This window comes from Streptomyces sp. NPDC107498 (assembly GCF_055582805.1).
Genome location: NZ_JBVJPE010000003.1, coordinates 171,871 through 196,126 on the forward strand (window position 1 = coordinate 171,871; position 24,256 = coordinate 196,126).

General features: G+C 72.8%; 18 protein-coding genes. 9 read left to right on the top strand and 9 right to left on the bottom strand.

What is annotated here, in order from left to right; translation table 11 throughout:
* Positions 1-30: 30 nt before the first annotated feature.
* From ACZ66Z_RS06465 to ACZ66Z_RS06485, 5 genes are read right to left on the bottom strand one after another with little or no spacing between them, the layout of a single operon-like run.
* Positions 31-1,266 carry a styrene monooxygenase/indole monooxygenase family protein gene (locus tag ACZ66Z_RS06465; protein ID WP_469932870.1) on the bottom strand — a complete coding sequence of 412 codons (1,236 nt, stop codon included), beginning with the start codon at positions 1,264-1,266 and terminating at the stop codon, positions 31-33.
* Positions 1,267-1,312: 46 nt separating this feature from the next.
* The gene (locus ACZ66Z_RS06470) at positions 1,313-2,026 is read right to left on the bottom strand and encodes a GTP-binding protein (RefSeq protein WP_469932871.1); all 714 of its coding nucleotides are present in this window, start codon (positions 2,024-2,026) and stop codon (positions 1,313-1,315) included.
* Positions 2,007-2,420: a DUF742 domain-containing protein gene (locus ACZ66Z_RS06475; RefSeq protein WP_469933190.1), complete on the bottom strand. Its 414-nt coding sequence runs from the start codon at positions 2,418-2,420 to the stop codon at positions 2,007-2,009. The genes ACZ66Z_RS06470 and ACZ66Z_RS06475 overlap by 20 nt, the downstream gene beginning before the upstream one ends.
* A gap of 5 nt (positions 2,421-2,425) precedes the next feature.
* On the bottom strand, positions 2,426-2,917 hold the full coding sequence (locus ACZ66Z_RS06480; RefSeq protein ID WP_469932872.1) for a roadblock/LC7 domain-containing protein: 492 nt from the start codon (positions 2,915-2,917) through the stop codon (positions 2,426-2,428).
* Entirely contained in the window at positions 2,914-5,799 is a 2,886-nt protein-coding gene (locus ACZ66Z_RS06485) for a sensor histidine kinase (RefSeq protein ID WP_469932873.1), read from the bottom strand. The genes ACZ66Z_RS06480 and ACZ66Z_RS06485 overlap by 4 nt, the downstream gene beginning before the upstream one ends.
* Before the next feature lie 371 nt (positions 5,800-6,170).
* On the opposite strand from ACZ66Z_RS06485, the gene ACZ66Z_RS06490 reads away from it, so the two are divergent.
* Entirely contained in the window at positions 6,171-6,998 is an 828-nt protein-coding gene (locus tag ACZ66Z_RS06490) for a hypothetical protein (RefSeq protein WP_469932874.1), read from the top strand.
* A gap of 15 nt (positions 6,999-7,013) precedes the next feature.
* On the opposite strand, the gene ACZ66Z_RS06495 is transcribed toward ACZ66Z_RS06490, so the two are convergent.
* The gene (locus tag ACZ66Z_RS06495) at positions 7,014-7,496 is read right to left on the bottom strand and encodes a MarR family winged helix-turn-helix transcriptional regulator (RefSeq protein WP_469932875.1); all 483 of its coding nucleotides are present in this window, start codon (positions 7,494-7,496) and stop codon (positions 7,014-7,016) included.
* A 235-nt stretch (positions 7,497-7,731) separates the two neighbouring features.
* Between ACZ66Z_RS06495 and ACZ66Z_RS06500 the strand changes: the two genes are divergently transcribed.
* Both ACZ66Z_RS06500 and ACZ66Z_RS06505 read left to right on the top strand, forming a co-directional pair.
* Entirely contained in the window at positions 7,732-8,571 is an 840-nt protein-coding gene (locus ACZ66Z_RS06500; protein WP_469932876.1) for a lysozyme, read from the top strand.
* A 193-nt stretch (positions 8,572-8,764) separates the two neighbouring features.
* Positions 8,765-9,676, top strand: coding sequence for a lytic polysaccharide monooxygenase auxiliary activity family 9 protein (locus tag ACZ66Z_RS06505; RefSeq protein WP_469932877.1), 912 nt, complete (start codon positions 8,765-8,767; stop codon positions 9,674-9,676).
* A gap of 26 nt (positions 9,677-9,702) precedes the next feature.
* Here the strand turns inward: ACZ66Z_RS06505 and ACZ66Z_RS06510 are convergent, their stop codons facing one another.
* The gene (locus ACZ66Z_RS06510) at positions 9,703-10,290 is read right to left on the bottom strand and encodes a DUF4240 domain-containing protein (RefSeq protein WP_469932878.1); all 588 of its coding nucleotides are present in this window, start codon (positions 10,288-10,290) and stop codon (positions 9,703-9,705) included.
* Positions 10,291-10,401: 111 nt separating this feature from the next.
* Positions 10,402-12,813 carry an endopeptidase La gene (lon, locus tag ACZ66Z_RS06515; RefSeq protein ID WP_469932879.1) on the bottom strand — a complete coding sequence of 804 codons (2,412 nt, stop codon included), beginning with the start codon at positions 12,811-12,813 and terminating at the stop codon, positions 10,402-10,404.
* A gap of 131 nt (positions 12,814-12,944) precedes the next feature.
* Here lon and ACZ66Z_RS06520 point away from each other — a divergent pair, with 131 nt between their 5' ends.
* The 6 genes from ACZ66Z_RS06520 (at position 12,945) to ACZ66Z_RS06545 (ending at position 21,129) form a co-directional block, all read left to right on the top strand.
* A complete protein-coding gene (locus ACZ66Z_RS06520) occupies positions 12,945-13,583 on the top strand; it encodes a GNAT family N-acetyltransferase (RefSeq protein WP_469932880.1) in 639 nt (212 codons plus the stop codon).
* Between the two features lie 155 nt (positions 13,584-13,738).
* On the top strand, positions 13,739-14,269 hold the full coding sequence (locus ACZ66Z_RS06525; RefSeq protein ID WP_469932881.1) for a hypothetical protein: 531 nt from the start codon (positions 13,739-13,741) through the stop codon (positions 14,267-14,269).
* Between the two features lie 112 nt (positions 14,270-14,381).
* Positions 14,382-15,053 carry a spermidine synthase family protein gene (locus tag ACZ66Z_RS06530; protein WP_469932882.1) on the top strand — a complete coding sequence of 224 codons (672 nt, stop codon included), beginning with the start codon at positions 14,382-14,384 and terminating at the stop codon, positions 15,051-15,053.
* 82 nt (positions 15,054-15,135) lie between these two features.
* A complete protein-coding gene (locus ACZ66Z_RS06535) occupies positions 15,136-15,873 on the top strand; it encodes a response regulator transcription factor (RefSeq protein WP_030688813.1) in 738 nt (245 codons plus the stop codon).
* Positions 15,870-16,982: a HAMP domain-containing sensor histidine kinase gene (locus ACZ66Z_RS06540; RefSeq protein WP_469932883.1), complete on the top strand. Its 1,113-nt coding sequence runs from the start codon at positions 15,870-15,872 to the stop codon at positions 16,980-16,982. The genes ACZ66Z_RS06535 and ACZ66Z_RS06540 overlap by 4 nt, the downstream gene beginning before the upstream one ends.
* A 331-nt stretch (positions 16,983-17,313) precedes the next feature.
* On the top strand, positions 17,314-21,129 hold the full coding sequence (locus tag ACZ66Z_RS06545) for a multifunctional oxoglutarate decarboxylase/oxoglutarate dehydrogenase thiamine pyrophosphate-binding subunit/dihydrolipoyllysine-residue succinyltransferase subunit (RefSeq protein WP_469932884.1): 3,816 nt from the start codon (positions 17,314-17,316) through the stop codon (positions 21,127-21,129).
* Between the two features lie 69 nt (positions 21,130-21,198).
* Here the strand turns inward: ACZ66Z_RS06545 and fxsT are convergent, their stop codons facing one another.
* Complete coding sequence (gene fxsT, locus ACZ66Z_RS06550) at positions 21,199-24,222, bottom strand: FxSxx-COOH system tetratricopeptide repeat protein (RefSeq protein WP_469932885.1); 3,024 nt, start codon at positions 24,220-24,222, stop codon at positions 21,199-21,201.
* Positions 24,223-24,256: the final 34 nt, after the last annotated feature.

A 24,256-nucleotide genomic window follows, 5' to 3' on the forward strand; every position in this document is an offset into this window, starting at 1 on the left:
GGCGCGCGGGCACCGGCCGGCGGCGGCCCGCTAGCCGGCGGAGACCTCGGCCAGGTAGGCGTTCGTCTTCTCCGGGTCGAAGAAGAAGTTCTCGAAGTCCGCCGGGTCGTTGAAGCCGTTGGCGAAGCGGTCGGCGACGGGCTGGAGTCGGCCGGCCGCGCCGAGCAGGTTCAGGACGTGCTCCGGCGGGGGCGCCAGCATCGCGTTCGTCCACTTGGTGACGTGCTGGGCCGTCTTCCAGTAGCGGTCGAAGGCGCCCTGCATCCACTCCTCGTCGAAGGGCTCGTCGCCCTGTTCGACGATGGCGGCGAGGTACGCGGCGGCGCACTTGGACGCCGAGTTGGAGCCCTGGCCGGTGATCGGGTCGTTGGCGACGACGACGTCGGCGACGCCGAGGACCAGACCGCCGCCGGGGAGCCGGCCGATGGGGTTGCGGACGGTCGGCGCGTACCGCCCGGCGAGGGTGCCGCCCGCGTCGGTCAGCTCGACCTTCGTCGCCCGCGCGTACTCCCAGGGGGTGAACCTCTCCATCAGCTCCAGCGTCAGCGCCAGGTGCTCGGAGGGGTCCTTGACGCCCTGGAAGACGTCGAGCGGGCCGCCGGGAACGCCCTCCCAGAAGAGGATGTCGGCGCGGCCGCCGATGGTGAGGGTCGGCATGACGAAGAGCTCGCCGACGCCCGGGACGACGTTGCAGCGGACCGCGTCGAAGTCCGGGTGCTCGGGGCGCGGGCCGAGGCCGTGGACGTACGCGACGGCCAGGGCGCGCTGCGGCTCGCTGTACGGCGAACGGGAGGCGTCCCGGCCGAACATGGAGACCAGCTCGCCCTTTCCGGCCGCGACGAGCACCAGGTCGTAGCCGCGGGAGAAGTAGTCCAGGTCGCCGACGGCCGCGCCGTGGATCACCAGCTGGCCGCCGCGCTGGGCGAAGGTGTCCATCCAGCCGGCCATCTTCACGCGCTGGTCGACGGACTGGGCGTGGCCGTCGAGCCTGCCGACCCAGTCGATCAGACGGGTGGACTCGGGGCCGGCGACGGAGACGCCGAGGCCCTCGATCCTCGGGGCCTGGGACTCCCAGAAGTCGAGGCCGAGGTCCCGCTCGTGCTGGAGGGCGGTGTCGAACATGCACTGCGTGGACATGACCCGGCCGGTCCGGATCTCGTCCGCGGTCCGGTTCGACATGAGGGTGACCTCGTACCCCTGCGACTGGAGTCCGAGGGCGAGCTGCAGGCCGGACTGGCCGGCGCCGACTATGAGTATCTTCCGCATGGGCGGGGCTCCTGGCGTGACGGGTCGAACTGTTCGGGGGGGCGGGCTATTCGGGCGTGGCGTCGAGGGCGTGCGCGACCATCGTGAGCAGGCTCTCGACGACGCTGTACCGCTTGCGCGCGTCCATGATCACCACGGGCACGTGCGCGGGCACGGTCAGGGCCTCCCGCACGTCGTCCGCCTCGAACAGCTCGGTGCCCTCGAAGTGGTTGACGGCCACGATGTACGGCAGCCCGCAGCTCTCGAAGTAGTCGAGCGCCGGGAAGCAGTCGGTGAGCCGGCGGGTGTCGGCGAGCACGATCGCCCCGATCGCCCCGCGCACCAGGTCGTCCCACATGAACCAGAAGCGCTGCTGTCCCGGCGTGCCGAAGACGTACAGCACCAGGTCGTTGTCGAGGGTGATCCGGCCGAAGTCCATCGCCACCGTGGTGGTGAGCTTGTCCGGCGTGGCGGTGAGGTCGTCGGTCTCCTCGCTCGCCCGGGTCATCAGCGCCTCGGTCTGGAGCGGGGTGATCTCCGAGACCGCGCGGACGAAGGTGGTCTTGCCGACGCCGAAGCCGCCCGCGACGACGATCTTCGTCGCGATCGGGGCGCGGGAGTGGTCGAGCTGCCAGTCCTGGGCGCCCTCTTCGGTGTCGACCCCGGCGGCGGTTCCGTCGGCGACCGGTTCGCGCGGTTCGGACCCCGGCTGGGCGGGGATGCCGACGGCGACCGTCGGCGTTTCGGAGACGGCGGTGGCGTCAGAGACGACGGAGTCCACTCAGCACCCTTTCGAGGAGCGCGCGGTCGGGCTGGCCGGTGCCGTGACCGGTCCCGTACACACGGATCTTTCCCTGGTCGGCCAGGTCGCTGAGCAGCACCCGGACGACCCCCAACGGCATCTTCAGAAGCGCCGAGATCTCCGCGACCGTCCGCATCCGGCGGCAGATCTCGACGATGGCCCGCATCTCCGGCATCAGCCCGCGGGCGGCGGGCCCGCCGTCCGTCAGGACCTTGCGGGCGGCGGGCGCTTCGAGCGCCGCCACGAAGGTCTCGACGAGCAGGATGTGGCCGAAGCGGGTCCGGCCGCCGGTCAGCGAGTACGGGCGCACGCGCGCGGGGCGCCGGCCCTCCCCCCGTACCGGCAGGTTGAAGGCGTGGTGCGCGGAGGACATGGCCGTCACTGGGTGCTCTCCATCGACTTGCGCAGCTCGCTGCGGACTTCGGGGGTGAGTACGTGACCGGCGCGGCCCACGAAGAGCGCCATGTGGTACGCCACGACGCTCATGTCGCAGTCGGGCGTGGCGTGCACGCCGAGCAGCGAGCCGTCGCTGATCGACATGACGAAGACGCTGCCCTCCTCCATCGCCACCATCGTCTGCTTGACGCCGCCGCCGTCCATCAGGCGGGCCGCACCGATGGTGAGGCTGCCGATGCCGGAGACGATGGTGGCCAGGTCGGCGCTGGAGCCGCGCGGCCCGTCGGGGCGGCCGGCGTCCTCGGCGGCCGGTGCGGCCTGCTGGGTGGCCGGGTCCGACGAGAGCAGCATCAGGCCGTCGGAGGAGACGACGGCCACCGAGCGGACACCCGGGACCTCCTCCACCAGATTCCCCAGCAGCCATTGCAGGTTGCGGGCTTCCGTGCTCAGTCCGAACGTTCCCGTCGCGGTCAACTGCGTGCCTCCTCGACTGTGTCCCCCGTGTTCTCCCCTGTACGTGCGGTCTTCGTGGCTTCTGTGCCCGTCGTGCCCAGCTCCGCCTCCACGTCCCGGCGTCCCGCCTCGGCGCCCTGGTGGAAGCCGCCGAGCCGGCGGCGCAGGGCCTCCGCGTCCACGCCGCCCCGGCGGGGCGCGGTGGGGGCGGCGGGCTGGCGGACCACCTGCGGGGTGCGCTTGGGCAGCCCCTTGTCGGTGACGCGCTCCCACTGCGCGGGGCGCGGACCGGGCACCGTCCCGTCGGCGGCGGTCGCCTCGGCGGGGGCCGCCTCCTCGCCGTCGGCGGCGCGCTCGTGGGTGTCCGGCTCCGGCGGCGGGTCGGGCAGCCGGACCTGGAGCGTGGTCTCGGAGACGGACTCGTACGACGGCTCGGGCGCGGCCTCCGGCTCGGGGGCGTGCGCGGGCTCGTAGGCAGCCTCCGGTTCGGTGCCGTGCGCGGGCTCGGGGGCCGTCTCCGGCTCGTGGGCCGCCTCCGGCTGGGGGGCCGGTTCCGGCTCGGGGGCGTGCGGCGGCTCCTGCGCCTGCTCCCGCGGCTGCTCCTGTGCCTGCCGCTGTTCCGTGTTCGCCGTCAGGAACGCGGCCTCCGCCGCCTCCACGAGGGGGTCGCGGTGCCGGGGCGGCAGGGTGTTGGAGTTGGCCTCCGCGATCGAGCCGGGCAGCTGGATCGCGGGCGCGGTGCCGGCGACCCGTACGGGCTCCGACACGGCCGTCGGCGGGGCGGTCGGCAGCAGGGGCAGCGGCAGGACCACGACGGCCGCCGTGCCGCCCTGCTTCTGCTCGCGCAGCTCGACGCGCACCCCGTGGCGGGCGGCGAGCAGGGCGATGACCCGCATGCCGAGCCCCTCGCCCTCGAAGGCCTCCGGGTCGGCCTCGGCGAGGCGCGCGTTGAGCTCGGCGGACCGGGAGGCGGTCATGCCGATGCCCGAGTCCTGCACGGAGAGCATCACCTCGCCGCTCTCCAGGAGCCAGCCGGAGAGTTGGACCTCGGCGTCGGGCGGCGAGAAGGAGGTGGCGTTCTCCAGGAGTTCCGCGACCAGGTGGCTCAGGTCGTCCGCGGCGAAGCCGGCGACCTGGGCGTGCGGCGGCAGCGCCTGGATGGTGACCCGCTCGTACCGCTCGATCTCGCTGACGGCCGCGCGCAGCACGTCGACGAGCGGCACGGGCCCGGCGTGGCCGTGGACGTGCTCGTGGCCGGCGAGGACGAGGAGGTTCTCGCTGTGGCGGCGCATGACGGTCGCCATGTGGTCGAGCTTGAAGAGGGTCGCGAGGCGGTCCGGGTCCTGCTCGCGCTCCTCCAGCTTCTCGATGACGCCGAGCTGCCGCTCGACGAGCCCGAGGCTGCGCAGCGAGAGGTTGACGAAGGTGTGGTGGACGGTGCCCCTGAGCCGTTCGAGGTCGGCGGCGAGGAGGGCGACCCGGCCCTGGAGCTCGGCGCGCTGGGTGGCGAGTTCCGAGCCGACGGCGTCCTTGGCGGCGGCCAGGTCGGCGCGCTCGTCGGTGAGCCGCTCGGTCTGCGCGGCGAGGCCGGCGAGCTTGCCGTGCAGGGCGTTGAGGGAGCGGACGACCTGGGCGAACTCGTCGTTGCGGCCGGTGAAGCGGACCGCTTCCTCGGCGTGCGGCTCGGGGGCCGCGGCGAGCCGGGCGGCGCCGAGGCGGAGCACGGCGAGCGGCCGGGTGAGGGTGCGGGCGACGTAGGTGGAGATGCCGATCGCGACGAGGAGGCAGCCGCCGAGGAAGGCGATGCGCAGTTCGAGGGCGGTGACGTCGTCGTCGCGGAGCGCGGCGAGGCGTTCGACCCGCTGGGTGGCGAGGGCGGACTCGACGCCCCGCATCTGCTCGATGCGGGCGGAGAGGGCGGACTCCAGGGCGACCGGGTCCGTGCGGCGCTCGGCCTCGGTCAGCCTGGGCTGGTCGGTGAGGCTGGCGAGGGCGAGTTCGGCGGTCTTGACGTCGGGGCCGGTGACGGTGGCCGCGAGGGAGTCGCGGGCGGTCGAACCGGCGGCCTGGTCGAAGTCGCCGAGGGCGGCGAGTTCGCGGACGCGGGCCTGCTGGGCGGCCGCGGTGAGGCCGTCGCGGGCCCGGTCGGCCTCGGCGGCGCCCTCGGGCTCGTCGGCGACGTAGGTGCCGGTCCGGGGGTCGTAGTGGACCTCTCCGGTGGCCTCGGGCTGCGGCACGGTGAGCGCGGCGAGGAGCAGGCCGCGGGTGGCGGAGGCCTGTTCGACGGCGCGGCCGAGGGCGGCGGGGGCGCGGGTGGCTCCGGTCAGCGCGGCGTCGGAGGCGCGGGCCGGGGTCTTGTCGGCGAGCTCGTCGGCGAGGGCCTGGAGCTTGCCGATGACGTCGGAGTACGCCCTGTGGGCCTCCAGGGCCGTGCCCTTGCCGGTGAGGGCGTTGCGGCGGGCGGAGGGGACGCCGGCGAGGTCGCGGCGGAGTTCGGTGGGGGCGGCGGCCCGGATCTCGTCGATCTGGCGGTCGACGCGGGTGGAGCGCGCGTCGGTGACCTTCCGCCGGTGCTGGGCGTCGCCGCTCTGGGTCTCGCGTCCGGCGGCGATGTACGCCACGACCTCGTCGCGCTCGTCGGCGAGGGAGTGCGCGAGGGTGACGGCCTGCCGGTCGAGTTCGGCGAGGGTGACGAGGTGCTGGGACTCGGTGAGCTCGGCGGAGGCGGCGAGGATCGCGGGGGCTCCGGCGGCGAGGACGGTGACGCCGACGAGGGCGACGCCGGCGACCAGCCGGTTGCGGACGCGCTTGGGCCGGCCGGCGGGGGCCTGCGGCTCACCGGGGGTCTGGCTCTGCGTGCCGTTCTTGCTCCGAGGCCGCTTCTTCTGCACCGGTGCTCGCATTCTTGATTCGTCCGCCGATGAAGCAGAGGTGACGGCCGGTCACATGGAGCGCCCCCACCCCTGGTACGGCTTCCGACCATTCCAGCGCTTACGGCAGGGGGACGGGCATCGGCCGCTCCGCCACCCGAACGAGTGAACAACACTCGGTAGTTGGCGAACAACTTCCGGAGGCGGGTTCCGGGAGCTCGTGCGGGGCGCCGGTTGGATCTTCCGGGCGGGCTTTGGCAAGATGCCCGCCCGCAGCTTCCCGGAGGTGCCCCTTCCGTCCCCCGGGTCGCGTTCGCGAGGTTGGTACAGGCCTTTTCCGGTCTTTTGCAGGTCCGGTGAAGGAGTTCAGGGGGGAGTGCGCGGGGGCGGGCAGACTGGACGGCATGCGCAGCGAAGTCGCCTCCCTTCCCGGCAACCCCGAACGCCCCAACGAGGACTGGGTGGCCGCCGTTCCCTCCACCTCGGACGGCGGAGGGGCGGTCGTCCTGCTGGACGGCGTCACGCCTCCCGCCGGTGATGACGGTTGTGTGCACACCGTCCCGTGGTTCACCGCGCACCTGGGCGGAGCTTTGACCGAACTGTCCGGTTCCCGCCGGGACATGTCCCTGTCCGGGATCCTGTCGCTGGCAATCCGGCGCACCGCGGACGCCCACCGCGACACCTGTGACCTTTCTCACGTGCGAACGCCGCAGACGACGGTGGTGCTCGTCCGCTGGGACGAGGCCCGGGTCGAGCACCTCGTCCTCTCCGACTCCGCCCTCCTCCTGGAGGCTCCCGACGGGACGGTACGGGCGGTGCTCGACGACCGGCTCGACCGGGTGCCGGACGAGGTGCGGCGCTCCCTGGAGGCGACGGACCGGCTGCGGAACCGCGAGGGCGGCTTCTTCACCGCGGCGGCGGACCCGGCGGTCGCGGCGCGGGCGGTCGCCGGGACGACCCCGCGCGCGGAGGTGCGGGCCCTGGCGGCGCTCACGGACGGGGCGAGCCGCTGGGTGGAGCTGTTCGGCGAGGGCGACTGGACGGACTGCTTCGGCGTGCTGCGCGAGGAGGGGCCGACCGGTCTGCTCCACCGGGTGCGGGACCTGGAGGAGCGAAGCGCCGGGGGCGCCCCGGGACGGGGTCCGGGGGACGGCGCCCGGGCGGGCCGGCCGCGCCGCTGGAAGCTCCACGACGACGCGACCGCGGTGTACGCGGAGCTGTGGGACCGCTGAGCGGCGGCCCCCGCGTCAGCCCTCCGAGCGGACGTTGAACTGGTTCAGGAGGCGGGCCAGTTCGGCGACCTCGGCGCGGTCCCAGTCGGCGAGTTTGCGGACGTACCGTTCGCGCCGGGCGTCGCGGACGCTGCGGAAGCGGCTGCGGCCCTCCTCGGTGAGGCGGACCAGCGAGGCGCGGCCGTCGGCGGGGTCGGGGTCGCGGGCGACGAGCCCGAGGTCCTCCAGGGCGCGGAGCTGGCGGCTCATGGTGGCCTTGCCGACGCCGAAGTAGCCGGCGAGTTCGGTGGCCCGCTGGGGCCCTGCGTCGTCGAGGCGCACGAAGAGGCCGTAGGCGGCCGGTTCCAGTTCGGGGTGGACCTCGCGGGCCATCTCGCCGGACTGGGCGCGGGCGCGGCGCAGAAAGACCGCCAGCTCCCGTTCGAGGGCCAGGAATTCCTGGTCCACACCACCTCCGGCGATGACCCGGCCTTCGTTTCCCGTACCGCTTCCGTGCACGTCAGCACCTCCCGCGCGCTTTCCGGTCGCTGAAAGTTTCCCGCCGGGGCGTCCATCGCCGCAGCTCCTTCAGTATTTCGCAGGCGTAGACCAACGGCGGCGACCAGGCCCCCTTCCGCCGGACGGGTCTACGTGCGTAGCGTCTTTCCCGGCAGCCCTGAATGACATGTCCATTCCAGGTCGTGTCGTGCGGCCTGCCGCCACCGCTCCCCACCGAGCCTTTCGGAGGCACGCAATGCGTGTGCACAGATCCGGAACGACCCTCGCCGGCGCCGCCCTCGCGACCCTGGCCCTCCTCCTCCCCCTCGGCCTCTCCGGCAGCGCCGGCGCGGCCCAGGACCCGGGCGCCCGGCAGGCGACCCCCGCGCGCGGCTCCGCCTACATGGGCATGGGCGTGATCGCGCACGACGGCCAGGGCGCCAAGCCCGGCGGCGCCTCCCCCCTGGCCGCGCAGACGGAGGGCGTGGACGTCTCCAGCCACAACGGCAACGTGGCCTGGTCCACCCTGTGGAACAGCGGGGTCAAGTGGGCCTACGTCAAGGCGACGGAAGGCACGTACTACAAGAACACGTCCTTCACCCAGCAGTACAACGGCTCCTACAACGTCGGCATGATCCGCGGCACGTACCACTTCGCCACGCCGGACACGACGGGCGGAGCCGCGCAGGCCGACTACTTCGTCAACAACGGCGGGGGCTGGTCGAGGGACGGCAGGACCCTGCCGGGCGTGCTCGACATCGAGTGGAACCCGTACGGGGCGACCTGCTACGGCAAGACGGCGTCCGGGATGGTCGCCTGGATCCAGGACTTCGCGAACCGGTACCGGTACCGCACGGGCCGCGACCCGGTGATCTACACGGCGACGAGCTGGTGGAAGCAGTGCACCGGCAACTCCGCGGCCTTCGCCTCCACCAACCCGCTGTGGATCGCGCGGTACGCCGCCGAGGTCGGCGAACTCCCGGCCGGCTGGGCGTACCACACGATCTGGCAGTACACCTCGTCCGGCCCGACGGTCGGCGACCACAACCACTTCAACGGGGACCTCTCGCGGGTCCAGGCGCTCGCGAACGGCTGAGCCGGCCCTCTCCGCCCCACGGCGGCCCCCGGGTGTGCGGCACCCCGGGGAGCCGCCTTTTTCCGCTCCCCCCTTGCTCATTGGTATGGACCAATGCGAGGCTTCCCCCGCCGGTCGCCCCGGGTCCAACTCCCGTGCTTCCGGCGCGCGTTGCTCACCCCGTACTCCCCCACGCACGAGAGAGAGCCCCCGCATGCCGTCCTCCCGCCGCACCGTCACCGGCGTCGCAGCCCTGTCCACCGCCGCCGCCCTGGTCAGCCTCACCCCCGCCACCGCGAGCGCCCACGGGGCCGTCTTCAACCCCGTGAGCCGGATCGCGGCCTGCTACGCCGAGGGCCCCGAGACGCCCAGGTCGCAGGTGTGCAAGGACCTCGTCGCCGACTCCGGCACCCAGCCGCTCTACGACTGGAACGAGGTCAACATCGCCAACGCCGCCGGGCAGCACCAGGCCCTCATCCCGGACGGCAGGCTCTGCTCGGCCAACCGCGAGAAGTACCGGGCCCTGGACTGGGCGCGCACCGACTGGCCGGCGACGGCGGTCGCCGCCGGTCCCTTCGACTTCAAGTTCCGGGTGACGGCCCCGCACGCGGGCAGGATGACCGTCTACATCACCAAGGCCGGCTTCGACCCGACCCGGCCCCTGAAGTGGTCGGACCTGGACCCGACCCCCGTCGCCGTCCACGACACGACCCGCACCGCGACCGACGGCTACTACGCCTTCACGGGCACCTTCCCGGCCCGCACCGGCCGCCACGTCGTCTACAAGATCTGGCAGCGCAACGACAGCCCCGAGGCCTTCTACAGCTGCTCGGACGTCACCTTCGGCGGCACGGGCACGGGCGCGAACACGGCGACGGGGACGGGAACGGCGACGGGGGCCGGGGCGCAGGCCCCGACCGAGGCGAAGATCGCGGCCGGCGCCGAGCTGTCCACCGTCAGCCACGCGGGCCACGGCGGCGACGAGCAGCCCCCGGCCCTCTCCGCCGACACCGCCGAGGCCCCCTCCTCGCCGCTGCCGACGGCCCTCGCGGGCGCGGGCGCCCTCGCCGTCTTCGCGGCGGGCAGCCTGCTCCTGGGCCGCCGCCGCGGCACGTCCGCCTCCTGACCCCCGCGCCCCGGTGCCTCCGGCTCCTAGGAGCCGGAGGCACCGGGCGGGAAGAGGGCGGCGAGCCGGGGCATCGCCGTCCCCTCCGGCCGGGGCTCCCGGTCCTCCTCGTCCCACTCCCCCGCCGCCTCCGCGGCGTCCTCCGCCTCCTCGACGGCGTCGAGGAACTCCTCGCCGTCGTCGTCCTCCTGGCCCGTCGACTCGTCGTACGCGTCCTGGGCGACGTAGTCGAGCTCCTCCCACTCGGGCCACTCGTCGTCGTCCCACTCGTCGTGGTGCCGGCCCACGAGGGCGCGCACCCCGGGCACGTCGGCCAGCGCGTCCGGGTCGGCGAGGACCGACTCGTACACCTTCCGGCCCTGGCCCACCAGCCACAGCGTGAAGCAGTGGAAGCCGTCGTCCGTGCAGGCGCCGCCCTCGATCCGGTTCGCCGCCGTCCACATCGCGCGCGTGTCGGCCCTCTCGCACGCCCGCTCCAGACGCACCTGGAAGTCCACGCTCTCGGCCACCGGACGCCGTACCAGCTCCGCCCGCAGCCACTCCAGGCGTTCGTCCCGGTCGCCGGACCGGCGGATCGACTCGTCGATGAGAGCCCAGAAGGCGTCGTCGTTCATGCGTACGAGCATGCCAGCCCCGACTGACATCCGGGTAACGAGATCCGGGCGCGGGGCCCGGGCGCGCCGGAGCGGGGTGCCCCGGAGGGACACCCCGCCCACCGGGGGGAGTTACGCGGCCACCTCCACCGGCACCGCCGCCGGCGCGAGGGCGATCTCCAGGACCTGGCGGACGTCCGTCACCGGGTGGACCTCCAGCTTCTCCAGGATCTCGGCCGGGACGTCGTCCAGGTCGGCCTCGTTCCGCTTGGGGATCACGACGGTCGTGATGCCCGCCCGGTGCGCGGCGAGGAGCTTCTGCTTCACGCCGCCGATCGGCAGCACCCGGCCGGTGAGGGAGACCTCGCCGGTCATGGCCACGTCCGTGCGGACCAGCCGGCCGGAGAGCAGCGAGGCGAGGGCGGTCGTCATCGTGACGCCCGCGCTCGGCCCGTCCTTCGGGACCGCGCCCGCCGGGAAGTGGATGTGCACGCCCCGGTCCTTCAGGCCGGTGACGGGCAGCTCCAGTTCCGCGCCGTGCGAGCGGAGGAAGGAGAGCGCGATCTGCGCCGACTCCTTCATCACGTCGCCCAGCTGACCGGTGAGGGTCAGGCCGGCGGCGCCCGTCTCCGGGTCGGCGAGGGACGCCTCCACAAAGAGGACGTCACCGCCCGCTCCGGTCACGGCGAGCCCGGTGGCGACGCCCGGCACGGCCGTCCGCCGCTCCGCCGGGTCCTGGGCCGACTCCGGCACGTGGTGCGGGCGTCCGATGAGCTCCCGCAGGCCGTCGGGACCGATCGCGAACGGCAGCTCGCGGTCGCCCAGTTCGTGCTGGGCCGCGACCTTGCGGAGCAGCCGGGCGATCGAACGCTCCAGGGTGCGGACGCCGGCCTCGCGGGTGTACTCGCCGGCCAGCTTCCGCAGCGCGGCCTCCTCCAGGACGACCTCGCCCGGCTCCAGACCGGCCCGCTCCAGCTGGCGCGGGAGCAGGTGGTCACGGGCGATGACGACCTTCTCGTCCTCCGTGTAGCCGTCGAGGCGCACCAGTTCCATGCGGTCGAGGAGCGCCTCGGGGATGGCTTCGAGGACGTTGGCGGTGGCCAGGAAGACGACGTCGGAGAGGTCGAGTTCGACCTCCAGGTAGTGGTCGCGGAAGGTGTGGTTCTGCGCGGGGTCGAGGACTTCGAGGAGCGCCGCCGCGGGGTCGCCGCGGAAGTCGGAGCCGACCTTGTCGATCTCGTCGAGCAGGACCACCGGGTTCATCGACCCGGCCTCCTTGACGGCGCGGACGATCCGGCCGGGCAGGGCGCCGACGTACGTGCGCCGGTGGCCGCGGATCTCCGCCTCGTCGCGCACGCCGCCGAGGGCGACCCGGACGAACTTGCGGCCCATGGCGTGGGCCACCGATTCCGCGATCGACGTCTTGCCGACGCCGGGCGGGCCGACGAGGGCGAGGACGGCTCCGCCGCGACGCCCGCCGACCACGCCGAGGCCGCGGTCGGAGCGCCGCTTGCGCACCGCGAGGTACTCGGTGATCCGTTCCTTCACGTCGTCGAGGCCGGCGTGCTCGGCGTCCAGGACCCCGCGGGCGCCCCGGATGTCGTACGCGTCCTCGGTCCGCTCGTTCCACGGCAGTTCGAGGACGGTGTCGAGCCAGGTGCGGATCCAGGAGCCCTCGGGGGACTGGTCGCTGGACCGCTCCAGCTTCTCGACCTCCTTGAGGGCGGCCTCGCGCACCTTCTCGGGCAGGTCGGCGGCCTCCACGCGGGCGCGGTAGTCGTCGGACTCGTCGCCCTCGGACTCGCCGTTGAGGTCGCGGAGCTCCTTGCGGACGGCTTCGAGCTGGCGGCGGAGCAGGAACTCGCGCTGCTGCTTGTCGACGCCCTCCTGGACGTCCTTGGCGATGGTCTCGGCGACGTCCTGTTCGGCGAGGTGCTCGCGGAGCTGGGCGGTGGCGAGCTTGAGGCGGGCGACCGGGTCGGCGGTCTCCAGGAGTTCGACCTTCTGCTCGACGCTGAGGAAGGGCGAGTAGCCGGAGTTGTCGGCGAGGGCGCCGACGCCGTCGATCTGCTGGACGCGGTCGACGACCTGCCAGGCGCCGCGCTTCTTGAGCCAGCTGGTGGCCAGCGCCTTGTACTCCTTGACCAGTTCGGTCACGGCGCCGGGCAGCGGGTCGGGCAGGGTCTCCTCGACGGTGCTGCCCTCGACCCAGAGGGCGGCGCCGGGACCGGTCGTCCCGGCGCCGATGCGGACGCGGCCGACGCCGCGGATCAGCGCGCCGGGGTCGCCGTCGGACAGGCGGCCGACCTGCTCGACGACGCCCAGGACGCCGGTGCCCGCGTAGGTCCCGTCGACGCGCGGCACGAGCAGGACGCGGGGCTTGCCCGTGCCGGTGCGGGCCGCGGCCCGGGCGGCCTCGACGGCGGCCCGTACGTCGGTGTCGGACAGGTCCAGCGGCACCACCATTCCGGGCAGCACGACCTCGTCGTCGAGCGGCAGCACAGGCAGAGTGAGCGGCACGGACGCCATGGACTCAGAAGCCATGATCTCCCCTTCGGCAGTCAAGTTGAGCTATGTGCACTCAATGCTTGTGAGCCCGGGGATGTTCCCGGACGCCCGTTCGCTCTGAGCGATCACTCCCCCACGCGCCCATGGAGAGGGGATGTAATGCCTGCATGGATATGTCAGCCATTACTTCCGCCTGGGTGGCGGGCTGGACCGTCTCCCGGGGCACCCCGCCCGCCGTCGCCGAGCCCTGGGGCCACCGGATCGACGTCGGGCTGCCCCGGCACGTCGTGCGGCACGTCCTGCCCGCTCCCGACGCGGCCACCGTCGGCGCGCTCTGCGCCCGGCTGACCACGCCGTACAGCTGGCTCAAGGTGATGGCGGACCCCGAGGAGGCGGCGTCCTGGATCACCGACGGATGGACGGTCCCCGACGACCCCGGCTTCATGATGGTCAAGCGGCTGGACCCCGGCGTCCGCCCCGCCCCGCCCGAGGGTTACGCGCGCACCACCGAGGTCGACGACGGCGTCATCCGGGTCCGCGTCCTCGCCCCCGACGGCACCCTCGCCGCGCGCGGCCAGATCGCCCCGACCGGCTCCACCGCCGTCGCCGACCAGATCGAGACCGACCCCGCGCACCGGCGCCGGGGCCTGGGCGCGAACGTCGTGCGCACCCTGGAGGCCGCCGCCGCCCAGGCCGGCGCCGAGACCGGCGTGCTCGCCGCGACCACGGACGGCCTCGCGCTCTACGACGCCCTGGACTGGCGCTACCGGGGGCCGCTCACCGGAATCGTCCGGACGGAACCCTGACGGTCCCGATGCCCCCGACGCCCCTGGCTCCCCGGTGTTCCCGGCGCCCCCGGCACTCCCCGGCGCCCCTGACGGCCCCCGATGCCCCGACGGCCTCCGGCCCGCCTTGCCGCGTCCGGCTGCGTGCGGGGCCCCGGAGCGGGCATGCTCGTCCCATGGTGCGAGGCGTACGGGACGTGGGGACGTGGTGCGGGGCCCTGCTGCTGGCGGGGGCCCTGGTCGGCGGTGCGAGCGGCTGCGGCCCCGGGACGCCGCCCGAGCCCGGCGGGTCGTCGAGCGCGAGCGCGCCGGCCGTGCCGGGCCCCGCGACGGACCCCGGCACACCGGCGGCGGACCCCCAGCCGGGCGAGGTCCTCGTCGAGGTGGTCGTCAACGGCGGCTTCGCGGGCGTCCGCAACAAGCTCGTCGTCCACTACGACGGCGGCTGGACCAGCAGCTCCGGCACCAAGCCGCCCCGGACCGGCAGACAGACCCCCGCCGAGGCCGCGGAGCTCCGGGCGGCCCTGGAGGACCCCGCGTTCGCCCTGGTCCCCGAGCGCCCGACGGGCAACCCGATCCGGGACGGCTTCCAGTACTACGTGACGTACCGTCACCACCTGGTCGTCGCGGACGACGGCGAGCGGCCGCCCGCCCTCCAGCGCGTCTTCGCCGCCCTCCCCGGGGGCGGCCCGCCGACGAACCCCTGAGCGGGGCCGGGCCGGTGACCGGCCGCGGACCCGCCATGCGTTCGTCCCGGCCGCCGGCGCCCCGCGAGGACGGCCGGGACGAACCGGACGCACACGAGACCACGGAGTGATCATGAACAGCCCCGTCATCCTCGACCGACGCGAAGGACCGTACGGAGAAGTGGTGCTCCGGCGCCGCGCCGAGCACTACGAGATCATCGCCAACGGCACCTTCCTGATGGACACCTCCGACGGGCGCTCCGAGCGGCTCCTGGTCGACGCGGCCCTCGCCGCCCTCCCCGAGGAGTCCCGCACCGGCGCCTCCGTCCTCGTCGGCGGCCTCGGCGTCGGCTTCTCCCTGGCCCACGCCGCCGCCGACCCCCGCTGGAGCCGGATCGCGGTCGCCGAGCGCGAGGAGGCGATCATCGACTGGCACCGGCAGGGGCCGCTCGCGGCGATCTCGGGCGCCGCGCTCGCCGACCCGCGGACCGTGATCCTGCACACGGACCTCGTGGACCACCTCCGCGCCACCACCGACACCTACGACGTCCTCTGTCTCGACATCGACAACGGCCCCGACTGGACGGTCACCGAGGACAACGAATCCCTGTACTCGGCCGAGGGGTTGGCGACCTGCGCGGCCCGGCTGAACCCCGGCGGGGTCCTCGCCGTGTGGTCCGCGCGACCGTCCGGCGATTTCGAAGAGTCGTTGCGGAATGCCGGATTCAGCGGGGTACGGACGGAAGAGATCCCCGTTGCCCGGGGCGTCCCCGACGCGGTCCACCTCGCCGTCCGTCCCGGATAGCCCCCGGACGGCTCCTGGATAGCCGGGACGCCGCCGGTACCTCTAGGCTGCTGCACCGACATCGGCGACGCGAGGCGGGGCAATGGAGCAGACACACACCACTCACCACGGTGCGGCGGCCACTCCGGGGGCCCAGCGGCGCGTCCTGGTGGTCGAGGACGACGCCACGATCGTGGAGGCGATCTCCGCGCGGCTGCGCGCCGAGGGCTTCCTCGTGCAGACCGCGACCGACGGTCCCGCCGCCGTCGACGCGGCCGAGGCCTGGCAGCCCGACCTGATGGTCCTGGACGTGATGCTGCCCGGTTTCGACGGCCTGGAGGTGTGCCGCAGGGTCCAGGCCCAGCGCCCCGTCCCGGTCCTCATGCTGACCGCCCGCGACGACGAGACCGACATGCTGGTCGGCCTCGGCGTCGGCGCGGACGACTACATGACCAAGCCGTTCTCGATGCGCGAGCTGGCCGCCCGGGTGCACGTGCTGCTGCGCCGCGTGGAGCGGGCCGCGCTCGCGGCGGTCACCCCGCGCAGCGGGATCCTGCGCCTGGGCGAGCTGGAGATCGACCACGCGCAGCGCCGGGTGCGGGTCCGCGCGGAGGACGTGCACCTGACCCCGACCGAGTTCGACCTGCTGGTCTGCCTGGCGAGCACCCCCCGGGCGGTCCTCTCCCGCGAGCAGCTGCTCGCGGAGGTGTGGGACTGGGCGGACGCCTCGGGCACCCGGACCGTGGACAGCCACATCAAGGCGCTGCGCCGGAAGATCGGGGCCGAGCGGATCCGTACGGTCCACGGCGTCGGTTACGCGCTGGAGACCCCGGCGCCGTGAGCCGGCCGGGGCCCGGGAGGCCGCACACGGGACGGGGAGCGCGCCGGCCCCGCCGGATCGTGATCTCGATCAAGACCAAACTGGGCGCCCTGGTCGTCGGGGCGGTCCTGCTGACCTCCTGCCTGGCCCTGGTGGCGATCCGCACCTCCACCGAGTTCCGGTACATCACGATCTTCGCGATGATCGCGACCCTGCTGATCACCCAGTTCGTGGCGCAGTCCCTGACGGCGCCGCTCGACGAGATGAACACGGTGGCCGGGTCGATCTCGCGCGGGGACTTCAGCCGCCGGGTGCGGGGCGCGGACCGGCGGGACGAGCTGGGCGACCTCGCCTCGACGATCAACCGCATGGCGGACGACCTGGAGGCCGTCGACCGGCACCGCAAGGAGCTGGTGGCCAACGTCTCGCACGAGCTGCGCACGCCGATCGCCGCGCTGCGGGCCGTCCTGGAGAACGTCGTGGACGGGGTGTCCGAGGCCGATCCGGAGACCATGCGGTCGGCCCTGAAGCAGACGGAGCGGCTCGGCCGGCTGGTGGAGACGCTGCTCGACCTGTCACGTCTTGACAACGGTGTCGTCGCGCTCCGGGCGAGCCGTTTCGAGGTCTGGCCGTACCTGTCGGGCATCCTGCGGGAGGCGAACCTGGCCGCGTCCCAGCGCGGCCTCTCGTCCACCTCGGGACTGCACCGCCGTACGGACGTGCACCTGCACCTGGACGTGTCGCCGCCCGAGCTGGTCGCGCACGCGGACGCGGAGCGGCTGCACCAGGTGATGGCGAACCTGATCGACAACGCGGTGAAGCACTCCCCGCCGCACGGCCGGGTCACGGTCCGGGCCCGGCGCGGCCCGCATCCGGACTCGCTGGAGCTGGAGGTCGAGGACGAGGGGCCCGGCATCCCGGAGTCGGAGCGGCACCGGGTCTTCGAGCGGTTCGACCGGGGCTCGGCCAAGGACCGGCAGGGGCCGGGCAGCGACGGCGGCACGGGCCTCGGGCTCGCGATCGCCCGCTGGGCGGTGGATCTGCACGGCGGCGGGATCGGAGTGGCCGAATCGTCACGTGGATGCCGCATCAGAGTCACTCTTCCGGGCAGGCTTCCCCGTAGAGATTGACGTAGGGTTCGAACCGGAAGCGCACGTTCTGCGTGTACGTGAGCGGGACCTGCGCCCACGTGAGCGGGAGTGCGCTTCCGTGAGCGAGCCCTGCGTCCACATGAGCGGGACGCGATCAGGAGTGCGGCCGAACCGGGCCGTGCTCGCGCTTCTCCGTACCCTCACCCCTGCGGAACCACGCTTGTTTCCCGCCATTCACGGCGTCGAAACACGCTGTCAAGTGTGACTTGCGCAACGTTGGACTGCCCGGCCTGCACCTCCTGGCCGGACAGGCGTAGCCTTTATTTCCGCTGTCCATCACCTTGTGAAGCGGAAGAGGGCGGTTGCCGCCGTGTCGTCTCAGTCCCCCAGTACCCCGAGCTCCCCGACCGACCAAGACGGGCAGGGCCAGAACCCTGCAGCCGCCTTCGGTGCCAATGAGTGGCTCGTCGACGAGATCTACCAGCAGTACCTCCAGGACCCGAATTCGGTCGATCGTGCCTGGTGGGACTTCTTCGCCGACTACAAGCCGGGAGCGTCGGAGACCCCGACCGCCCCGGCCCCCACCACCACTCAGAGCGCGCCCGCCGCGCAGCAGGCGGGCCCCGCACAGGCCGCGCCTGCCGCTCCGGCGGCCGTTCCGGCCCCCGCGCCCGCTCCGGTCGCGGCCCCGGCTCCCACGAAGCCGGCCGCGGCTCCCGCGCCGGCCGCCGCGCAGCCCGCCGCCGCGAAGCCCGCCGCCGCTCCGGCCGCGGCCAAGCCGAAGGAGCCCGCCGAGGCCCCCGCCGGCCCCGAGCTGATCACGCTGCGCGGCCCCGCCGCCGCGGTCGCGAAGAACATGAACGCCTCCCTGGAGGTGCCGACGGCCACGTCCGTCCGCGCCGTCCCGGTGAAGCTGCTCTTCGACAACCGGATCGTGATCAACAACCACCTGAAGCGCGCCCGGGGCGGGAAGATCTCCTTCACGCACCTCATCGGCTACGCGATGGTGCAGGCGATCAAGGCCATGCCGTCGATGAACCACTCCTTCGCGGAGAAGGACGGCAAGCCGACCCTGGTCAAGCCGGAGCACGTGAACTTCGGCCTCGCGATCGACCTGGTGAAGCCCAACGGCGACCGCCAGCTCGTCGTCGCGGGCATCAAGAAGGCCGAGACGCTCAACTTCTTCGAGTTCTGGCAGGCGTACGAGGACATCGTCAAGCGCGCCCGCGTGGGCAAGCTGACGATGGAGGACTTCTCCGGCGTCACGGTCTCCCTGACCAACCCCGGCGGCCTCGGCACCGTCCACTCCGTGCCGCGTCTGATGCCCGGTCAGTCCGTCATCATGGGCGTCGGCTCGATGGACTACCCGGCCGAGTTCCAGGGCACCTCCCAGGACACCCTGAACAAGCTGGGCATCTCCAAGGTCATGACCCTGACCTCGACGTACGACCACCGCGTCATCCAGGGCGCCGCCTCCGGCGAGTTCCTGCGGATCGTGTCGAACCTCCTCCTCGGCGAGGACGGCTTCTACGACGAGATCTTCAAGGCCCTGCGCATCCCCTACGAGCCGGTCCGCTGGCTCAGGGACATCGACGCCTCGCACGACGACGACGTCACCAAGGCCGCGCGCGTCTTCGAGCTCATCCACTCCTACCGGGTCCGCGGCCACGTCATGGCCGACACCGACCCGCTGGAGTACAAGCAGCGCAAGCACCCCGACCTGGACATCACCGAGCACGGCCTCACCCTGTGGGACCTGGAGCGGGAGTTCGCGGTCGGCGGCTTCGCCGGCAAGTCGATGATGAAGCTCCGCGACATCCTCGGCGTGCTCCGCGACTCGTACTGCCGCACCACCGGCGTCGAGTTCATGCACATCCAGGACCCGAAGCAGCGCAAGTGGATCCAGGACCGCGTCGAGCGCCCGCACTCCCGCGTGGAGCGCGAGGAGCAGCTGCGGATCCTGCGCCGGCTGAACGCCGCGGAGGCCTTCGAGACCTTCCTGCAGACGAAGTACGTCGGCCAGAAGCGCTTCTCCCTGGAGGGCGGCGAGTCCGTCATCCCGCTGCTCGACGCGGTCATCGACTCGGCCGCCGAGTCGCGCCTCGACGAGGTCGTCATCGGCATGGCCCACCGCGGCCGCCTGAACGTCCTGGCGAACATCGTCGGCAAGTCGTACGCGCAGATCTTCCGCGAGTTCGAGGGCAACCTCGACCCGAAGTCGATGCACGGCTCCGGCGACGTGAAGTACCACCTGGGCGCCGAGGGCACCTTCACCGGCCTGGACGGCGAGCAGATCAAGGTCTCGCTCACCGCCAACCCCTCGCACCTGGAGGCGGTCGACCCGGTCCTGGAGGGTGTCGTCCGCGCCAAGCAGGACGTCATCAACAAGGGCGGCACGGACTTCACCGTCCTGCCCGTCGCCCTCCACGGCGACGCGGCCTTCGCCGGCCAGGGCGTCGTCGCCGAGACGCTGAACATGTCGCAGCTGCGGGGCTACCGCACCGGCGGCACGGTCCACATCGTCATCAACAACCAGGTCGGCTTCACCGCCGCCCCGGAGTCCTCGCGTTCCTCGATGTACGCGACCGACGTGGCCCGCATGATCGAGGCGCCGATCTTCCACGTGAACGGCGACGACCCGGAGGCCGTGGTCCGCGTCGCGCGGCTCGCCTTCGAGTTCCGCCAGACGTTCAACAAGGACGTCGTGATCGACCTCATCTGCTACCGCCGCCGCGGTCACAACGAGGGCGACAACCCGCAGTTCACCAACCCGCAGATGTACAACCTGATCGACAAGAAGCGTTCGGTGCGCAAGCTGTACACCGAGTCGCTCATCGGTCGCGGCGACATCACCCTCGAAGAGGCGGAGCAGGCGCTCCAGGACTTCCAGGGCCAGCTGGAGAAGGTGTTCGCGGAGGTCCGCGAGGCCACCGCCGCCCCGGCGTCGACGACCGTCCCGGACGCGCAGGCCGAGTTCCCGGTCGCCGTCACCACCGCGGTCTCCCAGGAGGTCGTGAAGCGGATCGCCGAGTCGCAGGTCAACGTCCCGGAGCGGATCACGGTCCACCCGCGCCTGCTCCCGCAGATGCAGCGCCGCGCCGCCTCCATCGACGACGGCACCATCGACTGGGGCTTCGGCGAGACCCTCGCCATCGGCTCCCTGCTGATGGAGGGCACCCCGGTCCGCCTGTCGGGCCAGGACTCCCGCCGCGGCACCTTCGGCCAGCGCCACGCGGTCCTGGTCGACCAGGAGACCGGCGAGGACTACACCCCGCTGCTCTACCTGACCGAGGACCAGGCCCACTACAACGTCTACGACTCGCTGCTCAGCGAGTACGCGGCGATGGGCTTCGAGTACGGCTACTCGCTGGCCCGCCCGGACTCCCTGGTCATCTGGGAGGCCCAGTTCGGTGACTTCGTCAACGGCGCGCAGACCGTCGTCGACGAGTTCATCTCCTCGGCCGAGCAGAAGTGGGGCCAGACCTCCGGCGTCACGCTGCTCCTGCCGCACGGCTACGAGGGCCAGGGCCCGGACCACTCGTCGGCGCGTCCCGAGCGCTTCCTCCAGATGTGTGCCCAGGACAACATGACGGTCGCCATGCCGACGCTGCCGTCGAACTACTTCCACCTCCTGCGCTGGCAGGTCCACAACCCCCACCACAAGCCGCTCATCGTCTTCACCCCGAAGTCGATGCTGCGTCTGAAGGCCGCGGCGTCCAAGGTGGAGGAGTTCACCACCGGCGGCTTCCGCCCGGTGATCGGCGACACGCTCACCTCCTCCGGGGCGGGTGACCCGGCCGACGTCCGCAAGGTCGTCTTCTGCGCCGGCAAGGTCTACTACGACCTGGAGGCCGAGCGCCAGAAGCGCGGCGACACGGAGACCGCGATCATCCGTCTGGAGCGCCTGTACCCGCTGCCGGGTGCCGAGCTGCAGGCCGAGATCGCCAAGTACCCGAACGCCGCGAAGTACATCTGGGCCCAGGAGGAGCCGGCGAACCAGGGTGCCTGGCCGTTCATCGCGCTCAACCTGATCGACCACCTCGACCTGGCGGTCGGCGCGGACATCCCGGCGGGCGAGCGCCTGCGCCGGATCTCCCGTCCGCACTCCTCCTCCCCGGCGGTCGGCTCGGCCAAGCGCCACCAGGCGGAGCAGCAGCAGCTGGTCAACGAGGTCTTCGACGCCTGATCGTCGTACCGCGCGAGGAGGCCCGGCACCCCCTGGGGGGTGCCGGGCCTCCGGCGTGTCCGGGGTCGGTCAGAGGTTGGCCTCGAAGTCCCAGTACGGGCGGTTCCGCTGACGTGCCGACAGGGTGTGCGGGTGCTGCGCGCCGAGGGTCCTGGTGAGGACGAGGAGGGCGTCCTCCTCCAGCTTCCCGGCCTCCTCGGTCTCGCGGAGGCCGCGCAGGTCGGTGGCGAGCGCGACCTGGCAGGAGAGGGTCAGGGGGTGCTCGTGGCCCATGACGTGCCGGGCCCGGCGCAGGGTCTCCCGGCTGAGTTCGGCGGCGTCGGACACGCGCCCGTTGAAGTTGCGGGCGGCCGTGGCGTTGAGGGCGCAGCCGAGGACCCAGGGGTGGTCGGGGCCGAGGGCCGCGGTGAGGCCGGCGAGCGCGGCCTCCAGCATGGTCATGGCCTCGGTGCGCTCGCCGGCCGCCTGCATCACGAGGGCGGTGTTGGCGAGGACGCCGGTGGAGACGGGGTGCGCGGGGCCGAGCAGGGCGCGGTAGCCGGACTCGGCCTCGTTGATGAGGTCGCGGGCCCGGTCCAGGTCGCCGTGCTCCCGCAGGTAGTTGGCGTAGTTGGTGACGGCGGACAGGGTGATGTAGTGGCCGCGGCCCTGGGCCTGTTCGAGGTGGTCGAGGACTCCGGCCATGACGGCGCCGATGTCCTCCTTGAAGCCGCCCTCGCGGCGTCGGCAGAGGGCGAGCTGGCTGCGCGCGTAGAGGGTCTGGAGGTGCTGTGCGCCGAGGATCTTCACGTGGAGGCGGACGTTGGCCTCCTGCCGGCCGAGGGCCTCGCGGTAGCGGCCGAGCAGCCGGAGGTCCTGGGCGACGGCGTTGTTGGAGTTGAGGGTGGAGGGGTGGTGGGGGCGCAGGATGTTCTCGCAGCGGGCGAGGGTGTCGGCGTCCTGCTCGTACGCCTCCTGGTAGCGGCCGAGCATCCGCAGGACGACGCCGACGTTGTGGCGGGCGGCGAGGGTGAGCTGCTGGGTCTCGCCGAGGAGGCTCTGCGCCTCGGCGAGGACCTCGCGCTGGAGCCGTTCCGATTCCTTGTACTGGCCGAGGAAGCGCAGGTCGCGGGCGATGCAGATCTTGGACTGGAGGTCGCCGAGCTCGTCGGGGTGCTCGGCCGAGGCGAGCAGGTTGCGGCGGGCGAGGTCGAGTTCGTACGCCTCGCGGAAGCCGCCGCTGCGGCGCAGGATGTCGCCTTCCAGGGTGGTGAGTTCCTGCATGTGCGGGGAGAGCGGGTCCATGAGGCCGCTCCAGCTGCCGCGGATGCGTTCGGCGAGCCGGGTGCCCGCCTTGTACTCGCCGCTGCGGTCGCAGTAGCGCAGGCAGTTGAGGACGGTGGTCTGGATGCGCGCGTCGGTGCTGCGCAGCGCCCCGGAGGGCTCCAGGTGGGGCAGGAGCTCGGAGTAGCGGGGCCAGTTCCGGCTGTCCGTCGGGTTCCCGGGGTCGGCCTCGGCGAGGAGGGTGCGGACGGCCTTGCGGTGGGCGTCGCGGTGCTCGCCGTCGGTGAGCCGGGACACGATGTCGTGGACGAGCCGGTGCATGTGGACCGACTCCTGCTGGGGTGCGGCCTCCTCGCTGACGACGGGGCCGCGGGTCTCCCGGGTGAGCACCGAGTAGTTGACGAGGGTGTCCAGGGCCCGGGACCAGGCGGGCAGGTCGGTGGCCATCCAGCGCAGGTCCTCGGGGAGGGGTGCCTGCGGGTGGGCGCGGACGATGCCGAGGGGGATGCGGCCGGGGGCGAAGGAGGCGCAGAGGCTGAGGATGTCGATCGCCTGGGGCTGGGCGCGCCGGAGCCGGTTGATCAGTATCGACCAGGAGGTGAGGGAGGTGTTGGGCATGCCGTCGCCGGTGCTCGGCTCGTCGACGGTGGAGAGCCTGCCTTCGCGGACCATGCGGAGGTACTCGGAGACCTCCATGCCGGACTCGCCGAGCCAGGCGGCGGCCTGGACGAGGGGCAGGGGCACGTCTCCGAACTCGGCGGCGACCTCGTCGGCCTCGGCGGCGGTGATGTGCGGGGCGCGGCGCATCAGGTAGCCGGTGGATTCCGCGCGGTCGAAGTTGCGGACCGGGAGGACGTCGGTGTGTTCGCGCCAGGCGTGGTTGCGGGAGGTGATGAGGACGTGTCCGGAGCCCTGCGGGAGCATGACGTTGACGCCCTCGATGTCGTCCCAGCCGTCGAAGACGACGAGCCAGCGGCCGTGCGGGTCGCCGCGGCGGAGGGCTTCGCGGACGGCGCGGATGCGTTCGCCGGGCTCGCTGCCGGTGGGCAGTTCGAGGGCGACGGCGAGTTCGCCGAGGCGGTCGCGCTGGACGTTCCGGTCGTCGGAGCTGACCCACCAGATGACGTCGTAGTCGGAGCTGAAGCGGTGGGCGTACTCGGCGGCGATCTGGGTCTTGCCGATGCCGGACATGCCGAGGAGGGTGTACGCGGCGTTGCCGCGCTCGGCGTCCATGAGCCGTTCCTGGAGCTCGGTGAGGAGGTCGTCGCGGCCGGTGAAGCGCGGGTTGCGGCGGGGCACCTCGCCCCAGATGTCCGGCGGGGTGTCGGGGTAGCGCACGAGGGCCGCCGGCGCGATCCGCCGGGCGGGGGAACGGCGCGGTTCGATGCCGAGCCTGCTGAGGAGCCGGGCCTCGGCCTCCTCCTCGCCGACGCCCCAGAGGCTGACGGGTTCGAGGACGGCGGTGGCCGGGAGCAGGGTGCGGTTGGTCAGGTTGACGGCGGCGAAGCGGTCCGCGTGGCTCGCGACGAAGCTGCGCAGGACGTCGTTCCACTCGCCGGCGGGTCGCGGGCCGAGCTCGAAGAACCAGTCGTCGAGGACGAGGAGGACCTGGCCCCGGGCGAGGAGCAGGTCGCCGAGGGAGTCCTCCAGGGGGACCTCGCGGGGCGGGTCCCAGCGTTGCAGGGTGGCCCGGACGCCGTGGGTGTCGAGGCGCTGGTTGATCCAGGCCGCCCACGGCCGGTGGTAGCCGGGGAAGACGACGAGGACGTGCTCGGGAGCGGCTCTGCCACCGTGGTCCGCCGAAGCGCCGCCCGACCGCTGTTCCGCCATGTGTGCATCTCCCGTCCCGCTCACGCGCCACGCA

What these genes read in the sequence shown, in the direction of transcription:
- ACZ66Z_RS06505 (WP_469932877.1), top strand. Translation starts at nt 8,765, where the DNA reads ATGCCGTCCTCCCGCCGCACCGTCACCGGCGTCGCAGCCCTGTCCACC.
- lon (WP_469932879.1), bottom strand. Translation starts at nt 12,813, where the DNA reads ATGGCTTCTGAGTCCATGGCGTCCGTGCCGCTCACTCTGCCTGTGCTG.
- ACZ66Z_RS06525 (WP_469932881.1), top strand. Translation starts at nt 13,739, where the DNA reads ATGGTGCGAGGCGTACGGGACGTGGGGACGTGGTGCGGGGCCCTGCTG.
- ACZ66Z_RS06530 (WP_469932882.1), top strand. Translation starts at nt 14,382, where the DNA reads ATGAACAGCCCCGTCATCCTCGACCGACGCGAAGGACCGTACGGAGAA.
- fxsT (WP_469932885.1), bottom strand. Translation starts at nt 24,222, where the DNA reads ATGGCGGAACAGCGGTCGGGCGGCGCTTCGGCGGACCACGGTGGCAGA.
- ACZ66Z_RS06465 (WP_469932870.1), bottom strand. Translation starts at nt 1,266, where the DNA reads ATGCGGAAGATACTCATAGTCGGCGCCGGCCAGTCCGGCCTGCAGCTC.
- ACZ66Z_RS06490 (WP_469932874.1), top strand. Translation starts at nt 6,171, where the DNA reads ATGCGCAGCGAAGTCGCCTCCCTTCCCGGCAACCCCGAACGCCCCAAC.
- ACZ66Z_RS06500 (WP_469932876.1), top strand. Translation starts at nt 7,732, where the DNA reads ATGCGTGTGCACAGATCCGGAACGACCCTCGCCGGCGCCGCCCTCGCG.
- ACZ66Z_RS06520 (WP_469932880.1), top strand. Translation starts at nt 12,945, where the DNA reads ATGGATATGTCAGCCATTACTTCCGCCTGGGTGGCGGGCTGGACCGTC.
- ACZ66Z_RS06510 (WP_469932878.1), bottom strand. Translation starts at nt 10,290, where the DNA reads ATGAACGACGACGCCTTCTGGGCTCTCATCGACGAGTCGATCCGCCGG.
- ACZ66Z_RS06485 (WP_469932873.1), bottom strand. Translation starts at nt 5,799, where the DNA reads ATGCGAGCACCGGTGCAGAAGAAGCGGCCTCGGAGCAAGAACGGCACG.
- ACZ66Z_RS06535 (WP_030688813.1), top strand. Translation starts at nt 15,136, where the DNA reads ATGGAGCAGACACACACCACTCACCACGGTGCGGCGGCCACTCCGGGG.
- ACZ66Z_RS06475 (WP_469933190.1), bottom strand. Translation starts at nt 2,420, where the DNA reads ATGTCCTCCGCGCACCACGCCTTCAACCTGCCGGTACGGGGGGAGGGC.